Origin of the sequence: Stenotrophomonas sp. AB1(2024) (genome assembly GCF_037482345.1) — a bacterium.
Classification (GTDB): Bacteria; Pseudomonadota; Gammaproteobacteria; order Xanthomonadales; family Xanthomonadaceae; genus Stenotrophomonas.
Genome location: NZ_JBBHKO020000001.1, coordinates 2,299,045 through 2,318,651, shown reverse-complemented (window position 1 = coordinate 2,318,651; position 19,607 = coordinate 2,299,045). Strand labels below are relative to the sequence as shown.

Genomic DNA, 19,607 nt, shown 5'->3' with positions numbered 1-19,607 from the left:
GCACGGTGGATGGATCATTCCACCCGGCACTCAATCTTTCCAGCAATCCGGGCACACAGGTATGCAACGGTGGAGGTGCCGAACGCAGGCGTCCCCGTGACTTTTACGCCCGCCCAGCCGGCCCGCTGCACGAAGTAGGGCGCGAGCGCTCGCTCGTAAGGCAGCCTGCGCGCGGTGCCGTCCGGATACAGGAAGTCTTCCGCTTTTTCCTGGATCACCCAGTTCCAGTCCCGCGAGTTCAGATATTCCCACTGGCGTGTCTCGTAATCGAAGTAGAACTCGACGTAGCCGAGCGAGGACGTCAGGATCTTCAGCTGCGCGATCAACGGCGACGCGCCATAAGACTGCGATTCGAACCGCAGGATGCGGCCGTGCTCGGCATCTGCGTTCAAGAAGGCGTAGCGGCTTGAGCGGGTGAGCATGCGCCGTACCGTTTCACGCGCTTCCTCACGCCTGGGATTGAGGTCGGAGACGTGATGCCCCCACAGCAGGGTGTCGCTCTGCGGTTGTTCCATCATCACGTGCGGTGATCCCGGTGGCTGCAGCGACACCGTTCCCCACTGGTCAACGAAAGCGCCCCGGACCTCATTGTAGAGCTTCATCAGCGCGTTGTACTGCGTGCGTATCCACGGTGCTGGCACGAAATGCGTGGCCACCAGCTGCCCGTTCTCGTTGGTGACGTGAAACCCCTGAATGTTGGTCTGGCTTGCGGCCTGGTAGACGTAGTGCGAGCCGACGCCCAGCGAGCGCGCCTTCGCGTACATCTCAGCGTCCGTGCACATGTAGCACGGCTGCGCAACGGGGTCTTCCAAACGCTCCTCTGCCATTCCCTGCAGGGGTAGTGCCGCCAATAGCAACCACGCCAACTTCTTCATTGTGTACTCCATCGGAACCCGCACGCGCGGGCCAACCAAGTGGAGCAGCAGGCGCTGCGCAGTAACATCGGAACTGTGCGAATGTGCGGATGGGGATTGCATCATTCGGCATGATGCGCGGGGTTGGCTGGGATTCAACCACGCAGGGCGTGGCTCTACGCTCGGGGGGCGCAGCGCTCAAGCAGACATGCAGCAGCGCGGCGTGGGCGGTCGCAGCACGCGTAGAGCCACGCCCTGCGTGGCTGCTTCCGCGGAGTAATCAGTTGACCGTGCAGCGCACGCCTTCCTCAGCACGCTCGCAGAGGAACATGGCGTCCTTGTACAGCACAGGCGTTCCGATCATCGACACCCCGGCACGCGCGGCGCGCTTCATGAACGCATCCCGCTCGCCGGAGTCCAACCATCGATAGTTGAACGTGGTGGGCTGCCCATCAACGACAAAGTCATCGGCTTTTTCCTGGACCCCATACAGACCGTCGTGGGCCGCCAGGTACTCCCATCGGCGCGCGCTGTAATCGTAGAAGAACCTGGCGAAGTGACGACCACTGAACCCGGTAGTGGCGATCGGCGGACGATCTCCGTCCTTGTTGAGTTCCAGGCGCAGCAGGCGGCCACCGGAGGCTTCGGTGTCCAGGAAGCCCAGTACCGGATGTGATGCAAGGAACCGCGCCACGGTCTGGCGCGCCGCGCGATGATCCGGGTGCAGCGCGGAAAAGTGCTCGGACGACAGGTACTGACTCACGCGCGCGTGGTCGCTACCGGGTGCATAGAGGTAGACCTCTTCGAACGAACCCAGTGGCTCCAGACTGCGGCCACCCAAGTGATGCCCGTACAACTGCACAAACCCGATGAACTGTTTCTTCACCCACTCCTCGGCCGGGAACGGATCGGCAACCAGTATTCCTCCCTGCAGCGCCACGTTGAAGCCCACAATATGCAGCCCGCTTACGTCGTACACGTAATGCTGCCCCACGCCTTGAAGCAGCGCCACATCCTCCATCTCGGCAGGTGTGCAGTAGTAGCACTTGTAGGCGATGGGGTCATCGGCCTGTGCCGTCGCGGTCATCGGCAGTGCTGCAAGCAGCAGCCACAACAGTCTGCGCATCGTCTGGTTCCTTTGGTTTTCCGCACGCGCGGATGACCAGTGGAGCAGCGGTGAACGGCGATTGGAATCGGAACGGGACGAATCGGGGTGTAGGGCGCACTACAGCGCGTCACTGTCGGTAGAGCCACGCCCTGCGTGGCTGCTTTACCGCGTGACCGAACCGCGCACTGCCTTAGTGCACATTGCGTCATGCACGTCTTGTTCCGTGGTTCTTGAATTCTGGAATGAGGTTCAAACCAACCATGTGATGCAGCGCAAGATGATCGGTGAATCTACCTCATTGTTGTCTGAAAATTCTGAAATCCAGTTGCAACCAACACGTCCGGCGGCTACTTTCGCGCCCTCGGACAGGGCTGGCGGCGCAGACAGAATGCGACACCGGCCCACCTCAGGAGGGTATGGATGGCGCACGACGGGTTGATCAAGAGGCTTCAAGCAGGAATTTCAACCCTGCCAGCCGGACTCCTTGTAGCAACCCTGTACGCCATCGCCTGCTGGGCGACACGACAGATCTCGCTGGATCAGTTCTTTCTTCCCTCGGGTGTCCGGGTGGCAGTTCTGCTGGCATCGCCGATGCGCATGTGGCCCTACCTGCTACTTGGGGAGTACGCCTACTTCGCCGAATTGCGCCTTCCGTTGGTTGGCACGTATGGCCTCAACTGGGTGCTTCTCTCTTCCGTCTATCAGTTTCCCGTCGTCGCACTCATCGTCTATCTGCATCGCCGCGCCATCCCGGGCCGAACCGACGCCTGGCTGCTGACGATCGCGGCAGCGGCTGCCCTCGCGATCGGGGTCGGAAATCTTGCACTGATGCGGATACTCTGGCCGTCACCGCTGCCGGGGGATGTTGCGGTTGTCGCAGCTCGTTTTGTCATTGGCCACTATATGGCAATCATTACGGTTGCCCCTTTGGCAGCGCTGCTCACACGGCGAATCGCCCCATCAGGGTGGTCAGCATGGCTGTATCCGCCGTCTGCCGCATGCCTGGTCGTGATGTTGATGACTGGTTACGGCATAGCGCTGCTGCCTGCAGGCCATTCCGACGAGAGAGCCGGACTGCAATTGCTTATGGCTGCTCCAGTGATCCTTCTCACCTGCATTCACGGCTGGCGCGGCGCGGCGGTCGGCGTGCCGCTCATGAACCTCATTGTTCACTTCACAACTCCCGTTACAGGACTTCCAGGTTCCTTCGACGCTGCCACCTTCAGAGCGCAGCAGGGTCTCGCACTCGTTTCCACGTCGCTGATCGCACTTGGTTCCATCACCAGCCACTATCGTCGCCGCTTGAACATTTCATTGCAGGATCGGAGCCAGGCGATGCGTCTGGCCAAATCCTCTTTCCTGGCAAGCGAGAAGGATCTTCGGGCGCGTGCACAGCGAATGCGCCACATTGTCGACCACATCGATTTCGCTTTGAATCAGACGGTCGAATGGCTGCAGGAGCAAGGCCATAAGCAGTTCGCTAGCAGCGTACTCAAGGCCATATCGATCAGCTCGCGAAACTTCCGCGAGCAAGCCAGCCTGGTCTATCCAATTCCGCTGGAGCAGGTTGGCCTATACCTGGCGCTGCAGGGATGCGGCATCAGCGAGGCGTGGCACAAGACCGGGCGCGTCAGCTGCGAACACTTCTCAGGCGATCCATGCCTGCTCAGTACAGGTTTACAGTTGGCAGCCTACCGGGCGATTACCGAAGCTGTCTCCCTCCTCCTTGAGCATGAGTCGGGCCAACTCCAGATTCGGGCGCGATGCGGACGACGTCCGCATCTGCAGGGGATTGTGATGACGGTAAAGGTCTTGAACCTTCCCACTGGCCTGGCACCGAGGACTGCTGAAATCGCCATTCAGAATCTGACGGCGCGGGCCAACACCTACGGCGGCCGTCTTCAGTGTCACCGCAACACCATAAGGCTGCTACTGGTCGAGACGCGCGGGTCATCCTCAGTGACGAACCAATGTATGTAGCTGCGCAGCCACGCAGGGCGTGGCTCTACCGGCATGACCGCGTAACCGCGCGGTGCGTGGCAACCGTGCGTAGAGCCACGCCCTGCGTGGCTGCGCGGTATCAGGCGCGTGCGGGCGCCCGCGACCGCCACAGGCTGTCGCCGATGAACAGCAACAACCCGGTCCAGATCGCGGCAAAGCCCACCGCCTTGGCGGTGTCGAACGGTTCGCGGAAGAAGAACACGCCCAGCAGCAGGCCCAGGCTGGGGGCGATGTACTGCAGGATGCCCACCAGCGAGAGTGGGATGCGCTTGACCCCGTAGGCGAAGCCGATCAGCGGCAGGGCGGTCACCGCGCCGCCCAGGATCAGCAGCAGGTCGTTGCGCCAGCCCCAGCCCCCGAAGAAGCCGCCGCCGTGGCCGTTTTCGCTCCACAGGGCGAAACCAATCGCCGGCAGGAACAGGTACAGGCTCTCGATGCCCAGCCCGGCCACCGGGTCTACCGAAATCATCTTGCGCAGCAACCCGTACAGCCCGAACGAGCACGCCAGCCCCAGCGCGATCCACGGCGGGGTGCCGGCGTCGATGGTGAGCCAGGCCACGCCCAGTGCGGCGCAGGCCACCGCCAGCCACTGCAGGCCGCGCAGGCGCTCCTTGAGCACCACCACGCCCAGTACCACGCTCACCAGCGGGTTGATGAAGTACCCCAGGCTGGTTTCGATCACGTGCCCGGCGTTGATCGCCCAGATGTACAGGCCCCAGTTGAAGGCGATGGCCAGGCTGCTCAGGGCCAGGGTGGGCAGCGCGCGCGGCTGGGCAGCGATCTGCTTCCACCAGCCGGTGCCATTGCTGAGCAGCAGCCAGGCCACCACCAGCACCGTGCTCCAGATGATGCGGTGGGCGATGATCTGCTGCGACGGCACCGCCTTGAGCAGGTGCCAGTACACCGGCACCAGCCCCCACAGGGTGAAGGTGAAGGCGGTGATGGCCAGGCCACGGCGCTGTTCCTGCAGGGGCGTCCTTTCCTGTGCGCTCATTTGCGGCGGGTCCTTGCCAGGGTCAGCACCAGCACGCCGGCCAGGATCACACCCATGGCCAGCAGATCGCGCGGGCCGAAGTGCTCATTGCCGATCAGCGCGCCCAACAACACGGCAATCACCGGGTTGACGTAGGCATAGCTGGCCGCCAGCGCCGGGCGCACGTTCTGCAGCAGCCACACGTAGGCGGTGAAGGCCACGATGGAGCCGAACATGCACAGGTAGGTCACCGCCAGCAGCCCATTCATGCTGGGCCAGGTGGTGGGGCGTTCGCCGCTGGCCAGGCCAAGGGCCACCAGCATCACCCCGCCGCACAGCATCTGCCCGGCGGCGGTCATGAAGGGGCTGGGCAGGTCCAGGCCGCGCGCCCAGACCGAGCCGAAGGCCCAGCCGATGGGCGCAATGAGCAGCAACACCAGGCCCTGCGGCGAGGCGGTCAGGCTGCTGCCGGCGTTGAGCCAGACCACGCCCAGGAAGCCGATGGCGATACCCATCCATTCGCCCCGGGTGGCGTGCTGGCCGCGAAGGGCGCCGAACAGGGCCATCCACAGCGGCACCGAGGCCACGGCCGTGGCGGCAAGGCCCGAGGAAACGGTGCGCTCGGCCAGCACCACCATGCCGTTGCCCAGCACCAGCATGGTCAGGCCCATGATGCCCAGGTTGCGCCATTGCCGGCCGGTGGGCGCGGGCATGCCGCGCCAGCGCAGCACCGCGTACATCAGGGTGCCGGCCACGATGAAGCGGGCCCCGGATACGGTCGTCAAGGGCAGCGCGCCGCCTTCCAGCGCCAGCCGGATGCCCAGATAGGTGGACCCCCACACCACATACACCAGCAGCAGGGCCAGGACGACCAGGCCGCTGCGGGGAGCGGCCTGCGGGGTTGCGGAGGAGACGGCCATACACGACCAGCAGGCGGGGGAGAGGCGATTCTAGGCCTTTGCCACCGGCCCGGCATGCCCTGTGGTGGCACGCTGTCGTGCGTGGCCTAGTTACATGGTGCAATGCCCACCGGCCATGCACGTGGGGTAAGGTAAAAGCTGGCAGAACCACCGCTCGACCGTGAGGACCGTTTTCCAGCATGAGCATTTCCCCCACCCTTTCCGCGCCAGCCACCGACAAGGCCGCGCTGAAACGCTCGATTTCCAACACCCTGAAGGGCTCGGCGGGCAATCTTGTCGAGTGGTATGACGTCTACGTCTACTCGGTGTTCGCGGTCTACTTCGAATCGCAGTTCTTCTCGGCCGCCGACAAGAACTCCACCATGTACGTGTGGGCGATCTTCGCGGCGACCTTCCTGATGCGCCCGATCGGCGCCTGGTACTTCGGCCGCTTCGCCGACCGTTACGGCCGCCGCCTGGCGCTTACCGTCTCGGTGACGATGATGGCGGCCTGTTCGTTCCTGATCGCGCTCACGCCCACGGCCAACAGCATCGGGGGCTGGGCCGCGCTGATCCTGCTGTTCGCCCGCCTGCTGCAGGGCTTCGCCACTGGCGGCGAATACGGTACCAGTGCCACCTACATGTCCGAGGCGGCGATTCCCGGCCGTCGCGGCTTCCTGTCCTCGTTCCACTACGTCACCCTGGTGGGTGGCCACGTGCTGGCGCAGCTGACCCTGTTCACCATGCTGATGTTCTGGGAGAAGCCCGAGATCTCCGCATGGGGCTGGCGCATCGCGTTCGGCATCGGCGGCCTGGCGGCAATCGTGGTGTTCTGGCTGCGTCGTTCCATGGATGAATCGCTGGGCGAAGACTCCATCGAAGCCGCCCGCGAAGGCCGTGCCAAGGCCTCCGGCTCGATGTACGAACTGTTCGTGCACCAGTGGCGCCCGCTGCTGCTGTGCTTCCTGATCACCGCCGGCGGCACCGTGGCCTTCTACACCTACTCGGTGAACGGGCCGAAGATGATCCAGAGCGCGTTCGCCGGTACCGACGTGATGACCGGTACGCTGATCAACCTGGGCGTGCTGACCTTCCTGATGGTGCTGCAGCCGATCGGCGGCTGGCTGTCGGATATCGTGGGCCGCAAGAGCCTGCTGGTGTTCTTCGGCGTGGGCGGCGTGCTGTACAGCTGGTACCTGATCACCGAGCTGCCGAACCAGCACGACCCGCTGATCGCCTTCCTGACCCTGGCGCTGGGCTTTGTGATCCTCACCGGCTACACCTCGATCAACGCAGTGGTGAAGGCCGAGCTGTTCCCCACCCACGTGCGTGCACTGGGCGTGGGCTTTGGGTATGCGCTGGCCAACTCGCTGTTCGGTGGTACCGCGCCGCTGCTGTACCAGGGTGCGTTGAAGACGGATCGGGTGGGCGACTTCGCCATCTACGTCACGGCGATCATCGCGGTGTCGCTGGTGGTGTATGTGTTCTTCCTGAAGAACAAGGGCCCGAACTACCTGGATGGCACGCGGAAGTAAGGGTGCCGCGACCGCAGGTCGCACGCATCGGTAGCGCCGGCCGTTGGCCGGCACCACCACCGCAAAGCAGAACGCCGGGGCATGCCCCGGCGTTTTTGTTTGGTGTGTGCCGCCGGAGTGGTGCGTCGCCGTGGCAGGGACCGCCTGGGCCGGCCAACGTTATGGCCGCCTTCCTGTCGGCCACCCTTCGGGCCGTTGCGCTGCAACGTTGGGAACGGCTCCTGCCGTTCCCTGCGGCGCTACCGCTCAGCGACGCGCAGCGTCGCTTCGTTCGCGGGTCTTGCGGAATTCCGAACCCTCTTCCCAATGCGGCCAGCGGCGGCTGTTGGCCAGCTCGGCGCCCAGGTCGTACACCAGCAGGGTGTCGGCGGCGTGGCCGGCCGGGTCCCAGGTGGGGGTCCAGGCATCGCAGGCCTGGTGGTAGCAGTCGGCGAAGTACTTCTCGCGCAGCGCCTTGCCGGCGGCGACGCCACCCTCCACTTTGTCCAGGCCCGGGCCGATGGTGATCGCCGGCACGCCCAGGCGGGCGAAGGCGAAGTGGTCAGCACGGTAGAAGAAGCCTGCTTCCAGGTTCGGGTCCGGGCTGTAGCTGCGCCCACGCGCCTTGGCCACGCGCTCCAGGTCGCCTTCCAGCGACACGCGGCCCTTGCCCCACGAGGCGATGTCGCGGGTGGCGCCGTCCGGGCTGAACATTTCGATGTTGATCACCGCGGCGGTCTTGTCCAGCGGCGCCAGCGGGTGCGCGGCGTAGTAACTGGCGCCCAGCAGGCCCTTCTCTTCAGCGGTGAGCGCGACGAAGTACAGGGTGCGCTGCGGTTGCGGGCCGGCGGCGAACACCCGGCCCAGTTCCAGCACGGTGGCCACGCCGGTGGCGTTGTCGATCGCGCCACGACGGATGCGGTCACCCTTGGCATCGGGCTGGCCGATGCCGAAGGCATCCCAATGCGCGGAGAAGATCACCGCCTCATCGGCGTGTTCACCGCCGGGCAGCTTGGCCACCACGTTGCGGGTGATGACCTGCTCGCGCTTGAGCTTGAACTGCGCTGACAGCGTGGCATCGCCCAGCACCACCGGCTGGAAGGCCGGGGTCATGGCCTTGCGCTTCTCGGCCTCGAAATCCAGGCCGGCGTCACGGAACAGCTGTTCGGCCAGGGCACGCTGCATCCAGCCGCGCACCGGCACGTGCTGGGCCAGCGCCTGTTCCGGCGTGCGCTCGATGTCGAACAGCGGCGAGGTGCCCGAGCTCTTCACCGTGGCCCAGCCGTACGCGGCCGGGGCGGTCTCATGCACGATCAGCACGCCCTTGGCGCCACGGCGCGCGGCTTCCTCGAACTTGTAGGTCCAGCGGCCGTAGTAGGTGACGGCCTTGCCGTCGAAGGCGCCGGGACGGTCGGCGTCGAAATCGGCATCGTTGATCAGCACCACGGCGATCTTGCCGTGCAGGTCCACGTCCTTGTAATCGTTCCACTGGCGCTCGGGCGCGTCGATGCCGTAGCCGATGAACACCAGCGGCGCATCCTGGATGTCCACTGCCGCCTGCGGGCGCAGGCTCTGCAGGGTCACATCCTCGCCATTGACCAGCGTGCGGGTCTTGCCGTTCTGGCGCAGCTGCGCGCGCACCGGACCATCGACCTGGGCACGCACCATCGGCACCGGCTGCACCCAGCTGCCGTCCACGCCACCGGGGTGCAGGCCGGATCTGCGGAATTCCTCGATCAGGTACTGCACGGTGCGCTCTTCACCCGGCGAGGCCGGGGCGCGGCCTTCGAACGCGTCCGAGGCCAGGATGCGCACGTGCCGCGACAGCGCTTCGGGGTCGATGCCGCCGCCGGGCAGGTCATTGGCCGCGTGGGCCAGGCCGCCCACGAACAGACAGGACGACAACAGCAGCATGCGCATCGGATTCACGGCAGGCACCAAAAAAATCGGAATGCCAGAGTGTAACGTGACACTCCGGTTACCGGGCAGGCCCTGCGCGCTCAGCGGCGGTCGCGGTCCAGCCAGCAGGCCAGGCCCTGCGCATTGAGCTCGATATCCATCGCCAGCACCTGCGCCACCGCCGCATCATCGAGCGGGCACCCATGCGCCTGCGCGCGTTCCTGGTACAGCGCGGTCAGCGCGGCGACCAGGCAACGGTGGCGGTCCGGGCGCTCATCGCACTGGCGCCCGATCTCCACCATCGCATCGATCTGTTCGACCAGGTCCGCCGCCAGCGCGGGAATGTTTTCCACGCGCCCGTAGTGGGTGAGATACACCGCCTGCGGCTGCAGCGCGAGCAGCCGCGCGATGGAGTGCTTGAGCGGCTCGGGATCGAACTGCACCGGCGAGGAGGTGGGAATGATGAAGGCGCCGCGCTCGCTGTCGAGTTCGCGGTAGGACAGGCCGAAGGTATCGCCGGTGAACACGCTGCGGCTGCGTTCGTCCCACACGCACAGGTGGTGGCGGGCGTGCCCGGGCGTATCCAGGCACAGCAGGCTGCGCCCGGCCAGGTCGACACGGTGCCCGTCTTCGGCAATCACCACGCGTTCTGCCGGCACCGGCAGGATCGGGCCATAGCTGCGCGCGATCTCGGCCGCGCCATAGACCTCGGTTGCACCGGCAATCAGCCGGGCCGGATCGATCATGTGCGGGGCACCGCGTGGGTGCACCACCAGCGTGGCGTGCGGCAGCTGCTGCATGAGCAGGCCGGCGCCACCGGCGTGATCCAGGTGCACGTGGGTGAGCACCAGCCAATCCACCTGCCCGGGCGTGCAGCCAGCGCGTGCGAGGGCGGCCAGCATGGCCGGCACGGCCAGGCCGGTGCCGCAATCGATGAAGGCGGCGCGGCCGTTTTCGACGACCAGGTAGGCGGCATCGAAATCGCTGCGCTGAAACGCGGTATCGATGGTGAAAATGCTGGGGTCGGAAGACATCGGCTCATCCCTGGCAGGCAATCGGCAGGTATCGACCGTGGGTCGATACACGTCGATTCTAGGCCCGTTACCCAGCCGACTTCGATGCGGCTTTGGTCGCACGCTGCGCCAGCCAGGCGCCACGCAGCAGCAACGCACCCACCATCACCGCCAGGAACGCACCGTAGGCGTACAGCACCGCCAGCACCTGGCGCCAGATCGGGCCGGCGTCGTTCTGCACCACGCCGATGTGGTGGCCCCACAGCATGGCCAGGATGCTCAGGACGAAGGCGAGCAGCAGCGCGACGCCGTCGAACAGGCGCCGCGCGATATCGCGCGGGTGGCGTGGGAACAGCCAGTACAAGGTGCCCAGAAGGATGAACCAGGGCAGGAACAACACCAACGACAACCAGGCCATCGTGTTCTCCGTTTGCCGACCAACGGTCGGCGCTACCGATTGCGTGCACCGACCAACGGTCGGTGGTTACCGTGTCATTCGCGCAGTTCCTGCAATGCCGCCAACACCGTGTCCACTTCCGCTTCCAGCTTGAACAGCTCGCTCTGCAGGCCATCACCATGCTCGGTCTGCTTGAGCACGCCGATCAGCTGGCCGGCATCGCGCGGTGAATCGAAGCCTTCGCTCTGGATCAGCAGCGTGCCATCGCCGGCCTGCAGCTTGAAGTAGAAGCGGCCATCCTTCTCACGGTACTGCTTGAACAGCGGCGGTGCAGCCCGCGCCACGCCGCCGTCTTCGGCAGCGATGTCACCGGCCGTGGACAGGTCGCGCAGACCCACCGCATGGCGCAGCTCCTTCAGCAACGGCATGGCGTACTGCTCGCGCAGCTGCTGGCCGCGTCGGCGCAGCAGCGCTTCGATCTTTTCCGGTTCGGCCATCAACGCGTCATAGCGTTCACGCAGTGGGGTCAGCTCGGCGTCGATGCGCTCGAACAGCTGCTGCTTGGCATCGCCCCAGCTGATGCCGTCGGCGAACGCCTGCGCGAACGCGGCGGTCTGCTCCGGGCTGGCGAAGGCCTGGTACATCTGGAACAGCGCCGAGCCTTCGGTGCTCTTGGGCTCGCCCGGGGCGCGCGAATCGGTCAAGATGGAGAACACCAGCTTCTTCAGCTCCGCGCGCGGGGCGAACAGCGGAATGGTGTTGTGGTAGCTCTTGCTCATCTTGCGGCCGTCCAGGCCGGCCAGGGTGGCGACCTGCTCGTCGATCACCACTTCCGGCAACGGGAAGTACTCCTTGCCGTACACGTGGTTGAAGCGCTGGGCGAAATCGCGCGCCATTTCGATGTGCTGGATCTGGTCGCGGCCCACCGGCACGCGGTTGGCCTTGAAGATCAGGATGTCGGCGGCCATCAGTACCGGGTACATGAACAGCCCGGCGCTGATGCCGGCGTCCTCGTCCAGCTGCTCTTCGCGGTTCTTGTCCACCGCTGCCTTGTAGGCATGGGCGCGGTTGAGGATGCCCTTGCTGGCGATGGCGGTCAGGAACCACATCAGTTCGGTGGTTTCGGGAATGTCGCTCTGCCGGTAGAACCAGACCTTGTCCGGGTCCAGCCCGCAGGCCAGCCAGCTGGCGGCGATCTCCAGGGTCGAGCGCTGGGTCCGCTCCGGCTCCTGCGCCTTGATCAGGCTGTGCAGGTCGGCCAGGAAGAAGAAACTCTCGATGCCGGGCGCTGCGCTGGCCGTGATGGCCGGACGGATGGCGCCCACGTAGTTGCCCAGGTGGGGCGTGCCGGAGGGGGTGATACCGGTAAGAACGCGGGTGGTCATGTGGGAATCATTACGGACAGTTGAACGCCCCCAGTTTACCTGCCCGCGCGCAACCCCGTTGCCCGGGCCTGCGCGTTGAACGTTCTACCCAACCCGCAAAGGCCCTGCCATGAAACGCCTGACCCTGCCCCTGCTTGCCGTGCTGGCCCTGTGCGGCTTCAAGCCGGCTGTCCCGCCCCGCGCCGATACCGGCCCGGTCACGCTGAGCCTGGTCGAGCGCGACCGGCGCCTGGAACTGCCCAGTTACCTGCACCGGGGCCAGTACTGGGTGGCCGGCCGCCAGGGCCAGCCCTACGCCGTGCGCCTGCGCAACAACAGCCCCGAGCGGGTGCTGGTGGTGCTGTCGGTGGATGGCCTGAACGTGATCAGTGGCGAGGTCGCCGCACCGGACCAGACCGGCTACGTGCTCGACCCGTGGCAAAGTGCGGACATTACCGGCTGGCGCAAATCGCGCCAGGAAGTGGCGCAGTTCGTGTTCACCGCCCCGGGCAACAGCTATGCCGACCGCACAGGGCGCCCGGACAATATCGGGGTGATCGGCGTTGCCGTGTTCAACGAAGCGCCGCGTTACGTGCCGCGGCCGCCACGCGCACCGCCGGTGGCGCGGGCCCAGAGCAGGGCGCAGCCGCAGGCGTCTGCTGAAGCGGCCGACGGCGCGCTGTCATCGGTGGAGGTCACCGGTTCGCGGATACGCGCGCCGTCGCCCGCACCCGCGCTGGGCACCGCCCACGGCCAGCGCGAGGCGTCGTATTCGGGCAGCACCCCCTTCGAGCGCGCCAGCCGGCTGCCGGCCCAGCGCCTGGACCTGCGTTACGACAGTGCGCGCAACCTGGTGGCGCGCGGCATCATTCCGGCGCGGTACCCGCGCGGTGAGCGCACACCGCAGGCGTTCCCGGAAGGCTTCGTGCCCGACCCGCCCAGCTACGGCTGGCGCTGACCGCCGCCCTGCCACCGCTGGGGGTGTCAGTGATAGTCCGGATAATCCTTGCGCATGGCTTTCTCGAAGTCCTTGACCTCGGTTTCAGCGCGCTCGCGCGCCCAGCCATAGCGTTCCTGCAGGCGGCCTGCCAGGTATTCGGCATTGCCTTCGGCCACCTCGAAATCGTCGTCGGTCAGGCTGCCCCACTTCGTCTGCGCCTTGCCCTTGAGCTGCATCCACTTGCCGGAGATGATGTCTTTGTTCATGGGTTCGCGTCCTCCATTGCAACGGCATCGTCGCCGTGGAAACAGCATGCAACAGCGCGTGTTCGCCGGCGGTCAAGCGCGGATGAAGCACATGCTCACCTCATTGAATGGACGTTGCCGATCACGCACAAAAAAACGCCGGGATGTTCCCGGCGTTTTTCCGATCGCAGATTGCCTACCGACCAATGGTCGGCAGCTACCGCGCACCGTTGGATCAGTTGCCCTTGGCGGCGTCTTCAACCGACTGGCCCGCCTTCTGCACATCCTTGCCGGCACCGGCAACGGTATTGCAGCCGGACAGCATGGCCAGCGAAACCATCGACAACAGCATCAGTGCAATTACACGCTTCATAGGGTTCTCCTGATTAGTTCAACGTCAATACCGAAATCCGGCCCCACCTGCCTCTTGCAGGTTGCGGTGGCGTCGTCGCCGTTGCCGGCACCGCCGCCGCTTGAGATGCAATCTGGGGGCTGAGGCGTGCAATCGATGTGAACGCGGCGCGTGGCCGTTCAGCCACGCGCCGGGAAACCCTGCCAGGGCTCAGTCGCGCATCAGCGTGGACTTGCCGAACAGGCTTTCCACCAGGTCCACGGCCAGCACCGCGGTGGCGTTGCGGTTGTCGAGCAGGGGGTTGAGTTCGACGATATCCAGCGAGCCCATGCGCCCGGTGTCGGCGATCATTTCCATTACCAGCTGCGCTTCGCGGTAGTTCACGCCGCCGGGCACCGTGGTGCCCACGCCCGGGGCAATGCTCGGGTCGAGGAAATCCACGTCGAAGCTGACGTGCAGATGCGTGTTCCCATCGATGCCTTCCAGCGCCGCTTCCACCGCGCGCTTCATGCCGGCCTCGTCGATGTAGCGCATGTCGTACACATCGACCTTGTGCTGCTTGATCAGGCGCTTTTCTTCCTGGTCCACCGAGCGGATGCCGATCTGGCGCACCTGCTGTGGGCAGATCGCCGGGGAATCGCCACCCAGCTTGGTCAGCGCGTCCGGACCCAGCCCGCACAGGCAGGCCACCGGCATGCCGTGCACGTTGCCCGACGGGGTGACATCGCTGGTGTTGAAATCCGAATGCGCGTCCAGCCACAGCACGCGCAGGGTGCGGCCCTGCTCGCTGCACCAGCGTGCCACGGCGGTGATCGAACCGATGCCAAGGCAGTGGTCGCCGCCGAGCATGATCGGCAGGCGGCCGTCCTGCAGTTCGGCGTAGGTGGCGTCCATCAGCGCGCGGTTCCAGGCCACCACTTCATCCAGGTGGCGGTAGCCGTGCTCCGGCGCAGTCCAGGGGTTGCGCGGTCCATCCAGGTTCCCGCAGTCGCGCACGTCGACGCCGCGCGCGGCCAGGGCCTCCCCCAGGCCGGCGATACGCAGGGCTTCGGGCCCCAGTCCGGCACCACGGGCGCCCGCCCCGATATCCGTGGGTACCCCGATCAGGGATACCGCAGGTTGACGATTGCTCATGCTGACTCCACACACACGGAAAATCCCACCAGTCTAGTGTTCGCAGTAGCAACACACTCGCGGCGACGCAGCAGTGGCCGTCTGCGGGCTGAGTGCCGGCGGCGTACCTCACACCCCGCGCCGGATCCTGACTTGCCGGGAAAGCCTTATGTTTCAATGCTTTGATGTTGATTTCGTGCGACTCACCGGCGCTGCCGCCAGAGCACTCCAGCATGTCCAAGTCCGGTTAACGTAGTTCTCGGCACATTGCCGAGCGGCACGTCCAAGGTACCCCAGTCCCCCTACGACTGCGTGGACGAGATTGCCCGGATAATACTTTCCAAATCCCAGATGAACCTGAATGACCTCGGATTTCAGATTGGTCGTGTGCCGGCACGAACGGTTCAACGTGTTCTGCCAGACGACGAATCACGTGGCGACGGGTTCATCTGCGGAACTGAATCCGTAACCAGCCAGGCGCCAAGCACCATCTGCCTCACGTTCCAACATGATCTACTCTTCGCCGAACCATGCAGCAAACTGAGATGGGAATGTCAGGCGTAGAAACTGCGGCGCACCGGTCGCCGCGGACATTCGAATGGATCGCGTCAGCAGAAGCTGTTCGTGTCCTGCTTCCTCGGGATACGGAAGCCTCTACTTGCCGCGATATGTAAGCCCGACCCCTGCGGTTGTTCCAGCGTAGTCGAGCGTGGCAGTATTGTGCCACGAACGCCCGGCAGAGAAGCTCAGCATCCAGTTTTTTCCGATCGGCTGAACTCTGCGGATGACGATGCTCCTATAGTCTCCGGGGAGAGCAGTGGGGCTCCAGTCGAACTCCTGGAGCACTGTGCCCTGCCCAAGCCACAGCTGTGTGTAGCCATCGCCACTGCCATCCTTGAGCTTGGCCATAAGCAGGTTGCCGTAACCGCTCCCCGAGCCAGACAGCCGGTGGCGCGTATGTCGATAGCGCACCATAACCCGAGGCATGTAATGCGCGACGGCGACGTTCCACGCGTCAAGATCGACTCCATCCAGATACTCTGCGTGCCTGAATCCCGCAGTAAGGGTCGTGCGCGGGATTACCTTGAAGGTGACGTCCTGATCGACGATGCTCTTTGCAAACACGGGGTCATTCGAGGACCTGGAAATCAGCGTACGGGTTGAGATCAGGTCATTCCAATCGTAGTAAAGAGTGCCACTGAAGCTCGTCCCGTGAAATTCACTGCCAGATCCGTAGTTCCGGTCTCCCCTGGCAGCTTGCAGAACAAGAGCACCCTTGTCGAATGCGGTTGCAGTCTCGACGGATGCGATGCGGCGCTCTCCCATGCCGCCATCAAAGTTCGTGTTGCTGATATTGACGGTCGCGGACGTCGTCGCTGCGTGTGCGCACGCGGAATACATGAAGACAGAGGCGATAGCGATTCGTAGCATTGGCAGGTTCTACCTCGTGGGGAATGTCTAGAAGGACTCGATCTGCTGCCGGATCCGGTAGCGGCCTGCAGGCAGGTTCTTCTCAATCGTGATTCGCGGAGCGAACATCGACGCTGGTGCCACGATGCGCCCTGGCAGGATGACCACCTGGACGCCGATGCGTGAGTTCGCTCCCACCAGGCAGCCCAGCTTCTCCCTGCCTGTGTCGATCAGCATGTCGCCCACTTCAACCCAGACTGTTCGCTTGTCAAGACGATGGTTGCTGGTTCGTACCTGCGCACCCAGGTACGATCCGATCTCAATCTTGCTGTTTGCCACAAAGCACTGTGGTCCGATAGTGACATTGCGCTCGATGATTGCGTTCTTTACTTCGCTGGAGAAGCCAATCTGCACGCCGCTATCAATTCGGGTGCTTCCACGTATCATCGTGTTGTTGCCAATGAGGCAATCCTCAGCAATAACCACCGGCCCCTCAATGTGGGCTCCCGGACAGATGCGCGTTCTCGCTCCAATCGAGACTGCGCCAATAATCCGGGCCTGTGGCGACACATAGGCTTCGTCATGGATTCTGCCCTGGGGCAATCCGGACGCGCTGGCAGGATCAATCAGTTCATTCCACCACATGCCCGTACCTCGTCGGCTTATCGCGAACTGGCTCTCGCCCGGTGATCAACCCACTGATGCCATATACGACCCATATGGCATACGCCAGAATCACGTAGAACACGGCGAGCGAGGCAAGTGGAATCAGAACGAATCTTCGATGGTGAATGGCGCTGATAATGCCGATCGCAGTAACCACGGCCACCCAGATCAGGGGAAAGAGCAGCAAAATAATCATGTGCGGTTCACCAGCAACGACTTGTGTTGCCCAGTTGGCCACGTATGTCAGTACGCCCATCACTACAACCAGAAACATCGGACCAATGCTGAAGATTCCAAATCGGCTCAGTAGCAGGCCGCGGTGCAACCGCATGCAGACCGCATAGCCGACAACCCAGCGCCGCCAGCGCTTCCATTCATCGGCCACCGTATTGCATTCCTGCGGGTACACGACGCAGCGACCTGTTTGGCGAAGCTTGTAGCCGTTGGCAACGAGGGTCCAGGAGAGATCGAGATCCTCAACCTTCGTGCGATCAGAGAAGCCATGCTTGCGAAGCACCTCGGTCTTGAACATGCCGCAGGCGCCGGAGATGATGAACGGCGCACCACCCAGCACCTGCTGGAACGTCCGTCTGATGATGATCATCGGCATCTTCACAGTTGCGCGGATGTTTGGCAGCAGGCCAGCGCCGGAGAGGTTGGATGATGGAATACCACCCACCGCATCGGCGCCATGCTCCAGTTCCGAAAGCATGTACCCGAGCCCATCATCGGGCGGCACGTAAGTATCGGCATCCGTCAGGAATACATGCGCGGCTGTCGCATGACGTACTCCGTTCATCAGTGCCCCACCTTTGCCGGTGTTGGACTGGTTGACTGCTACCAACCTGCCGCCATATTCGTCGCAAAGGCGCGCAAGTATCTCGGACGTGCGATCCGTTGAGCCGTCGTTGACGCAGATCACACGTTGTACGTAGGGGTTACGGAGAAGATTCCTCAACGAACCTTCCAGACAGGGCTCTTCGTTGTACGCTGGCACAATCACATCGACTGACTCGATATTCTTGCTGGGGCCGCGGCGCGAGGCGCGCCAGAGCATCAAGACAGCAAGCAGGCACATACCCAGAAATAGGATTTCCATTGCCTTAGAGGACTATCTTGTAGGGCATGAACCCTTCACTGGGCCCCTGGTCAACCTGGTGCCCACGGAACTGGGCATTGCACGCAATCTGCTGCGCTCGCATGTAGCTTCGCGCCGCTTGGCTTTTGTGCAATTGAAGTGCGAGAATTTTCTTCTCGATGAATTTTCCGGATCGCTCGAAGATGACTGGGCTGAAGTTGGGCCACGAGCTCGGGGTCTCGTAGCTGAGTATCTGTGGTACGGAACGGCAGGCCACGATCGATGCGTTGAAGACCGCGCGATGATCTTGATGCCGATCATCAGCGAACATGGTGTATACGCGATCGGGGTTCAAGCGGGCGCACTGCGCCTCGATCGCCTGGATCATTTCGCGGGAGTGGCTGGCCAATTGCGTGTCCGGGAGGCGGAGCTGGACGATGTCGGTGACACCCAGCATCGCAAAGGATTTCATCGTTTCCGCGCAGCGGTCTGCAGCTCCATCCAGCCCGACGAGCCCGTCCGACATGACCATGGCACATACATGCACACCCCTGTCGATCAGTTTCGCAAGAGTAGCTCCACAGCCAAGCTCCACGTCGTCTGGGTGGGCGCCAATCGCGAGTACAGAATTAATTGAAAGCATTGATGGCAGTGATGGTGGCGCGAGGTGGAACGCATGAAGAGGGTCACACGCGATCCACGAGAAGGACATACGAGTTGTCTCATGACTCCTCCATTCACGAAGTTCAGCACTGTTCACCGCGGATAGGCCTGGCCGCGAAGAGAAGCACCAACGATTCTCACGCCGATGCGCGGTGTGCTGCCGAGGCGGTGGATCATCTACCCGATCGGCAAAGGATGCATTGGAGCGGGCGGAGAGTGCGGGCGCCCGCAGGGCTTCCGTGGGCCGGCCAGAGGCCGGCACTACCATCAGATTTCGTGCAGAGTTGTTCAGAGCATCCCTAACGAGAACACCAATGGATTGCTGCGCCAGTACTTCCCCAAAGGAACCGACATCAGCAGATACTCCGAACATGAGCTGGACGCCGTTGCTGCTGCTCTCAACGGAAGGCCTCGAAAAGCAATAGGATGGAAGACACCTGCCGAGGCGCTCGCTGAACTACTATCCTCAACGCAACAATCCGGTGTCGCTACGACTCCTTGAACCTAAGCTGAAAGTCCCGGTCGGAGTGGAACAGGATGCCCGGCTTTTCCGGTAATGCCGACCAAGCATTGAGGAAGGCTTGCTGGACCAGGTCGTCGGGCATGCGATCAGCCAAGCTATAGCCGAGTACCTGGCGCGTCCGCATGCTGATCACAGTGGCCAGATAGAGCCAGCCTTCGCGGGTGGGCAGGTAGGTAATGTCGTCCACCCAGGCGGGCACGTCGCTGTCCACGGAAAACCGACGATCAAGCAGGTTATCGGCAACAGGATGGGCTTTATTGCTCTGGGTTGTCCTGAGCTTGAACGTACCTTTCGTCTTGCCGTGCAGCCTTCCTCGGCCATCAGCCGCGCGACGCGCTTGTGGCCCACAGCATGGTTGCTGGCCCGCAAGGCTTTCACCAGGCGGGGCCACCCATACGTCCGCCGGCTGGCCGCATGAATGGAATGCAGCTCAGTGCGCAGGATCTGATCCGGATCGGGCGCAGCATCGGTCAGGCGACGCTGGTGGTCATGGAAACCGGATACGGAGACCTCCATCAAACGGCAGAGCATCCGCACCGGATAGTGAGTCCTCTCACGGGCGACGAGGGCGTACCTCACTTGGACTCTTTGGCGA

General features: G+C 63.7%; 20 protein-coding genes and 1 pseudogene. 4 read left to right on the top strand and 17 right to left on the bottom strand.

Annotated features, from left to right (window positions below; translation table 11 throughout):
• Positions 1–14 precede the first annotated feature (14 nt).
• Entirely contained in the window at positions 15–875 is an 861-nt protein-coding gene (locus WIX41_RS10610) for a hypothetical protein (protein ID WP_339447341.1), read from the bottom strand.
• A gap of 259 nt (positions 876–1,134) precedes the next feature.
• Complete coding sequence (locus tag WIX41_RS10605) at positions 1,135–1,980, bottom strand: hypothetical protein (RefSeq protein WP_339447339.1); 846 nt, start codon at positions 1,978–1,980, stop codon at positions 1,135–1,137.
• A 402-nt stretch (positions 1,981–2,382) separates the two neighbouring features.
• Here WIX41_RS10605 and WIX41_RS10600 point away from each other — a divergent pair, with 402 nt between their 5' ends.
• Complete coding sequence (locus tag WIX41_RS10600) at positions 2,383–3,942, top strand: MASE1 domain-containing protein (protein ID WP_339447337.1); 1,560 nt, start codon at positions 2,383–2,385, stop codon at positions 3,940–3,942.
• A 100-nt stretch (positions 3,943–4,042) separates the two neighbouring features.
• On the opposite strand, the gene rarD is transcribed toward WIX41_RS10600, so the two are convergent.
• Positions 4,043–4,957 carry an EamA family transporter RarD gene (rarD, locus tag WIX41_RS10595; protein WP_339447336.1) on the bottom strand — a complete coding sequence of 305 codons (915 nt, stop codon included), beginning with the start codon at positions 4,955–4,957 and terminating at the stop codon, positions 4,043–4,045.
• Entirely contained in the window at positions 4,954–5,856 is a 903-nt protein-coding gene (yedA, locus tag WIX41_RS10590; RefSeq protein ID WP_339447335.1) for a drug/metabolite exporter YedA, read from the bottom strand. Before yedA ends, rarD begins: the two co-directional genes overlap by 4 nt.
• Positions 5,857–6,035: 179 nt before the next feature.
• On the opposite strand from yedA, the gene WIX41_RS10585 reads away from it, so the two are divergent.
• Positions 6,036–7,370 carry an MFS transporter gene (locus tag WIX41_RS10585; protein ID WP_339447334.1) on the top strand — a complete coding sequence of 445 codons (1,335 nt, stop codon included), beginning with the start codon at positions 6,036–6,038 and terminating at the stop codon, positions 7,368–7,370.
• Between the two features lie 246 nt (positions 7,371–7,616).
• Here the strand turns inward: WIX41_RS10585 and WIX41_RS10580 are convergent, their stop codons facing one another.
• The 4 genes from WIX41_RS10580 to WIX41_RS10565 form a co-directional block, all read right to left on the bottom strand.
• Positions 7,617–9,269, bottom strand: a complete 1,653-nt coding sequence (locus WIX41_RS10580; protein WP_339449464.1) for a M28 family metallopeptidase — start codon at positions 9,267–9,269, stop codon at positions 7,617–7,619.
• Between the two features lie 80 nt (positions 9,270–9,349).
• Positions 9,350–10,282 carry an MBL fold metallo-hydrolase gene (locus WIX41_RS10575; RefSeq protein ID WP_339447333.1) on the bottom strand — a complete coding sequence of 311 codons (933 nt, stop codon included), beginning with the start codon at positions 10,280–10,282 and terminating at the stop codon, positions 9,350–9,352.
• 67 nt (positions 10,283–10,349) lie between these two features.
• A complete protein-coding gene (locus WIX41_RS10570; protein WP_339447332.1) occupies positions 10,350–10,679 on the bottom strand; it encodes a hypothetical protein in 330 nt (109 codons plus the stop codon).
• A 74-nt stretch (positions 10,680–10,753) separates the two neighbouring features.
• Positions 10,754–12,043 carry a tryptophan--tRNA ligase gene (locus WIX41_RS10565; protein WP_339447330.1) on the bottom strand — a complete coding sequence of 430 codons (1,290 nt, stop codon included), beginning with the start codon at positions 12,041–12,043 and terminating at the stop codon, positions 10,754–10,756.
• Between the two features lie 109 nt (positions 12,044–12,152).
• On the opposite strand from WIX41_RS10565, the gene WIX41_RS10560 reads away from it, so the two are divergent.
• Complete coding sequence (locus WIX41_RS10560) at positions 12,153–12,980, top strand: hypothetical protein (protein ID WP_339447328.1); 828 nt, start codon at positions 12,153–12,155, stop codon at positions 12,978–12,980.
• Positions 12,981–13,006: 26 nt separating this feature from the next.
• On the opposite strand, the gene WIX41_RS10555 is transcribed toward WIX41_RS10560, so the two are convergent.
• The 7 genes from WIX41_RS10555 to WIX41_RS10525 all read right to left on the bottom strand — a co-directional run bounded on the left by WIX41_RS10555 (position 13,007) and on the right by WIX41_RS10525 (position 18,469).
• Entirely contained in the window at positions 13,007–13,228 is a 222-nt protein-coding gene (locus WIX41_RS10555) for a CsbD family protein (protein WP_339447326.1), read from the bottom strand.
• A gap of 214 nt (positions 13,229–13,442) precedes the next feature.
• Positions 13,443–13,580, bottom strand: coding sequence for an entericidin A/B family lipoprotein (locus WIX41_RS10550; RefSeq protein ID WP_068848583.1), 138 nt, complete (start codon positions 13,578–13,580; stop codon positions 13,443–13,445).
• 189 nt (positions 13,581–13,769) lie between these two features.
• Positions 13,770–14,693, bottom strand: coding sequence for an arginase (gene rocF, locus WIX41_RS10545; RefSeq protein ID WP_339447321.1), 924 nt, complete (start codon positions 14,691–14,693; stop codon positions 13,770–13,772).
• A 633-nt stretch (positions 14,694–15,326) separates the two neighbouring features.
• Positions 15,327–16,103: a YaiO family outer membrane beta-barrel protein gene (locus WIX41_RS10540; protein ID WP_339447319.1), complete on the bottom strand. Its 777-nt coding sequence runs from the start codon at positions 16,101–16,103 to the stop codon at positions 15,327–15,329.
• 27 nt (positions 16,104–16,130) lie between these two features.
• Entirely contained in the window at positions 16,131–16,727 is a 597-nt protein-coding gene (locus tag WIX41_RS10535; RefSeq protein ID WP_339447318.1) for a hypothetical protein, read from the bottom strand.
• Positions 16,714–17,847: a glycosyltransferase gene (locus WIX41_RS10530; RefSeq protein WP_339447317.1), complete on the bottom strand. Its 1,134-nt coding sequence runs from the start codon at positions 17,845–17,847 to the stop codon at positions 16,714–16,716. The genes WIX41_RS10535 and WIX41_RS10530 overlap by 14 nt, the downstream gene beginning before the upstream one ends.
• Before the next feature lie 4 nt (positions 17,848–17,851).
• Complete coding sequence (locus WIX41_RS10525) at positions 17,852–18,469, bottom strand: PIG-L deacetylase family protein (RefSeq protein ID WP_339449463.1); 618 nt, start codon at positions 18,467–18,469, stop codon at positions 17,852–17,854.
• Between the two features lie 321 nt (positions 18,470–18,790).
• On the opposite strand from WIX41_RS10525, the pseudogene WIX41_RS10520 reads away from it, so the two are divergent.
• A pseudogene (locus tag WIX41_RS10520) lies at positions 18,791–18,991 on the top strand (transposase); the annotation flags it as partial.
• Here the strand turns inward: WIX41_RS10520 and WIX41_RS10515 are convergent.
• Together WIX41_RS10515 and WIX41_RS10510 are read right to left on the bottom strand one after the other, a co-directional pair.
• A complete protein-coding gene (locus WIX41_RS10515; RefSeq protein ID WP_409187364.1) occupies positions 18,978–19,199 on the bottom strand; it encodes a DDE-type integrase/transposase/recombinase in 222 nt (73 codons plus the stop codon). The pseudogene WIX41_RS10520 and the gene WIX41_RS10515 overlap by 14 nt on opposite strands.
• On the bottom strand, positions 19,142–19,528 hold the full coding sequence (locus WIX41_RS10510) for an IS3 family transposase (protein WP_409187489.1): 387 nt from the start codon (positions 19,526–19,528) through the stop codon (positions 19,142–19,144). The genes WIX41_RS10515 and WIX41_RS10510 overlap by 58 nt, the downstream gene beginning before the upstream one ends.
• Positions 19,529–19,607: the final 79 nt, after the last annotated feature.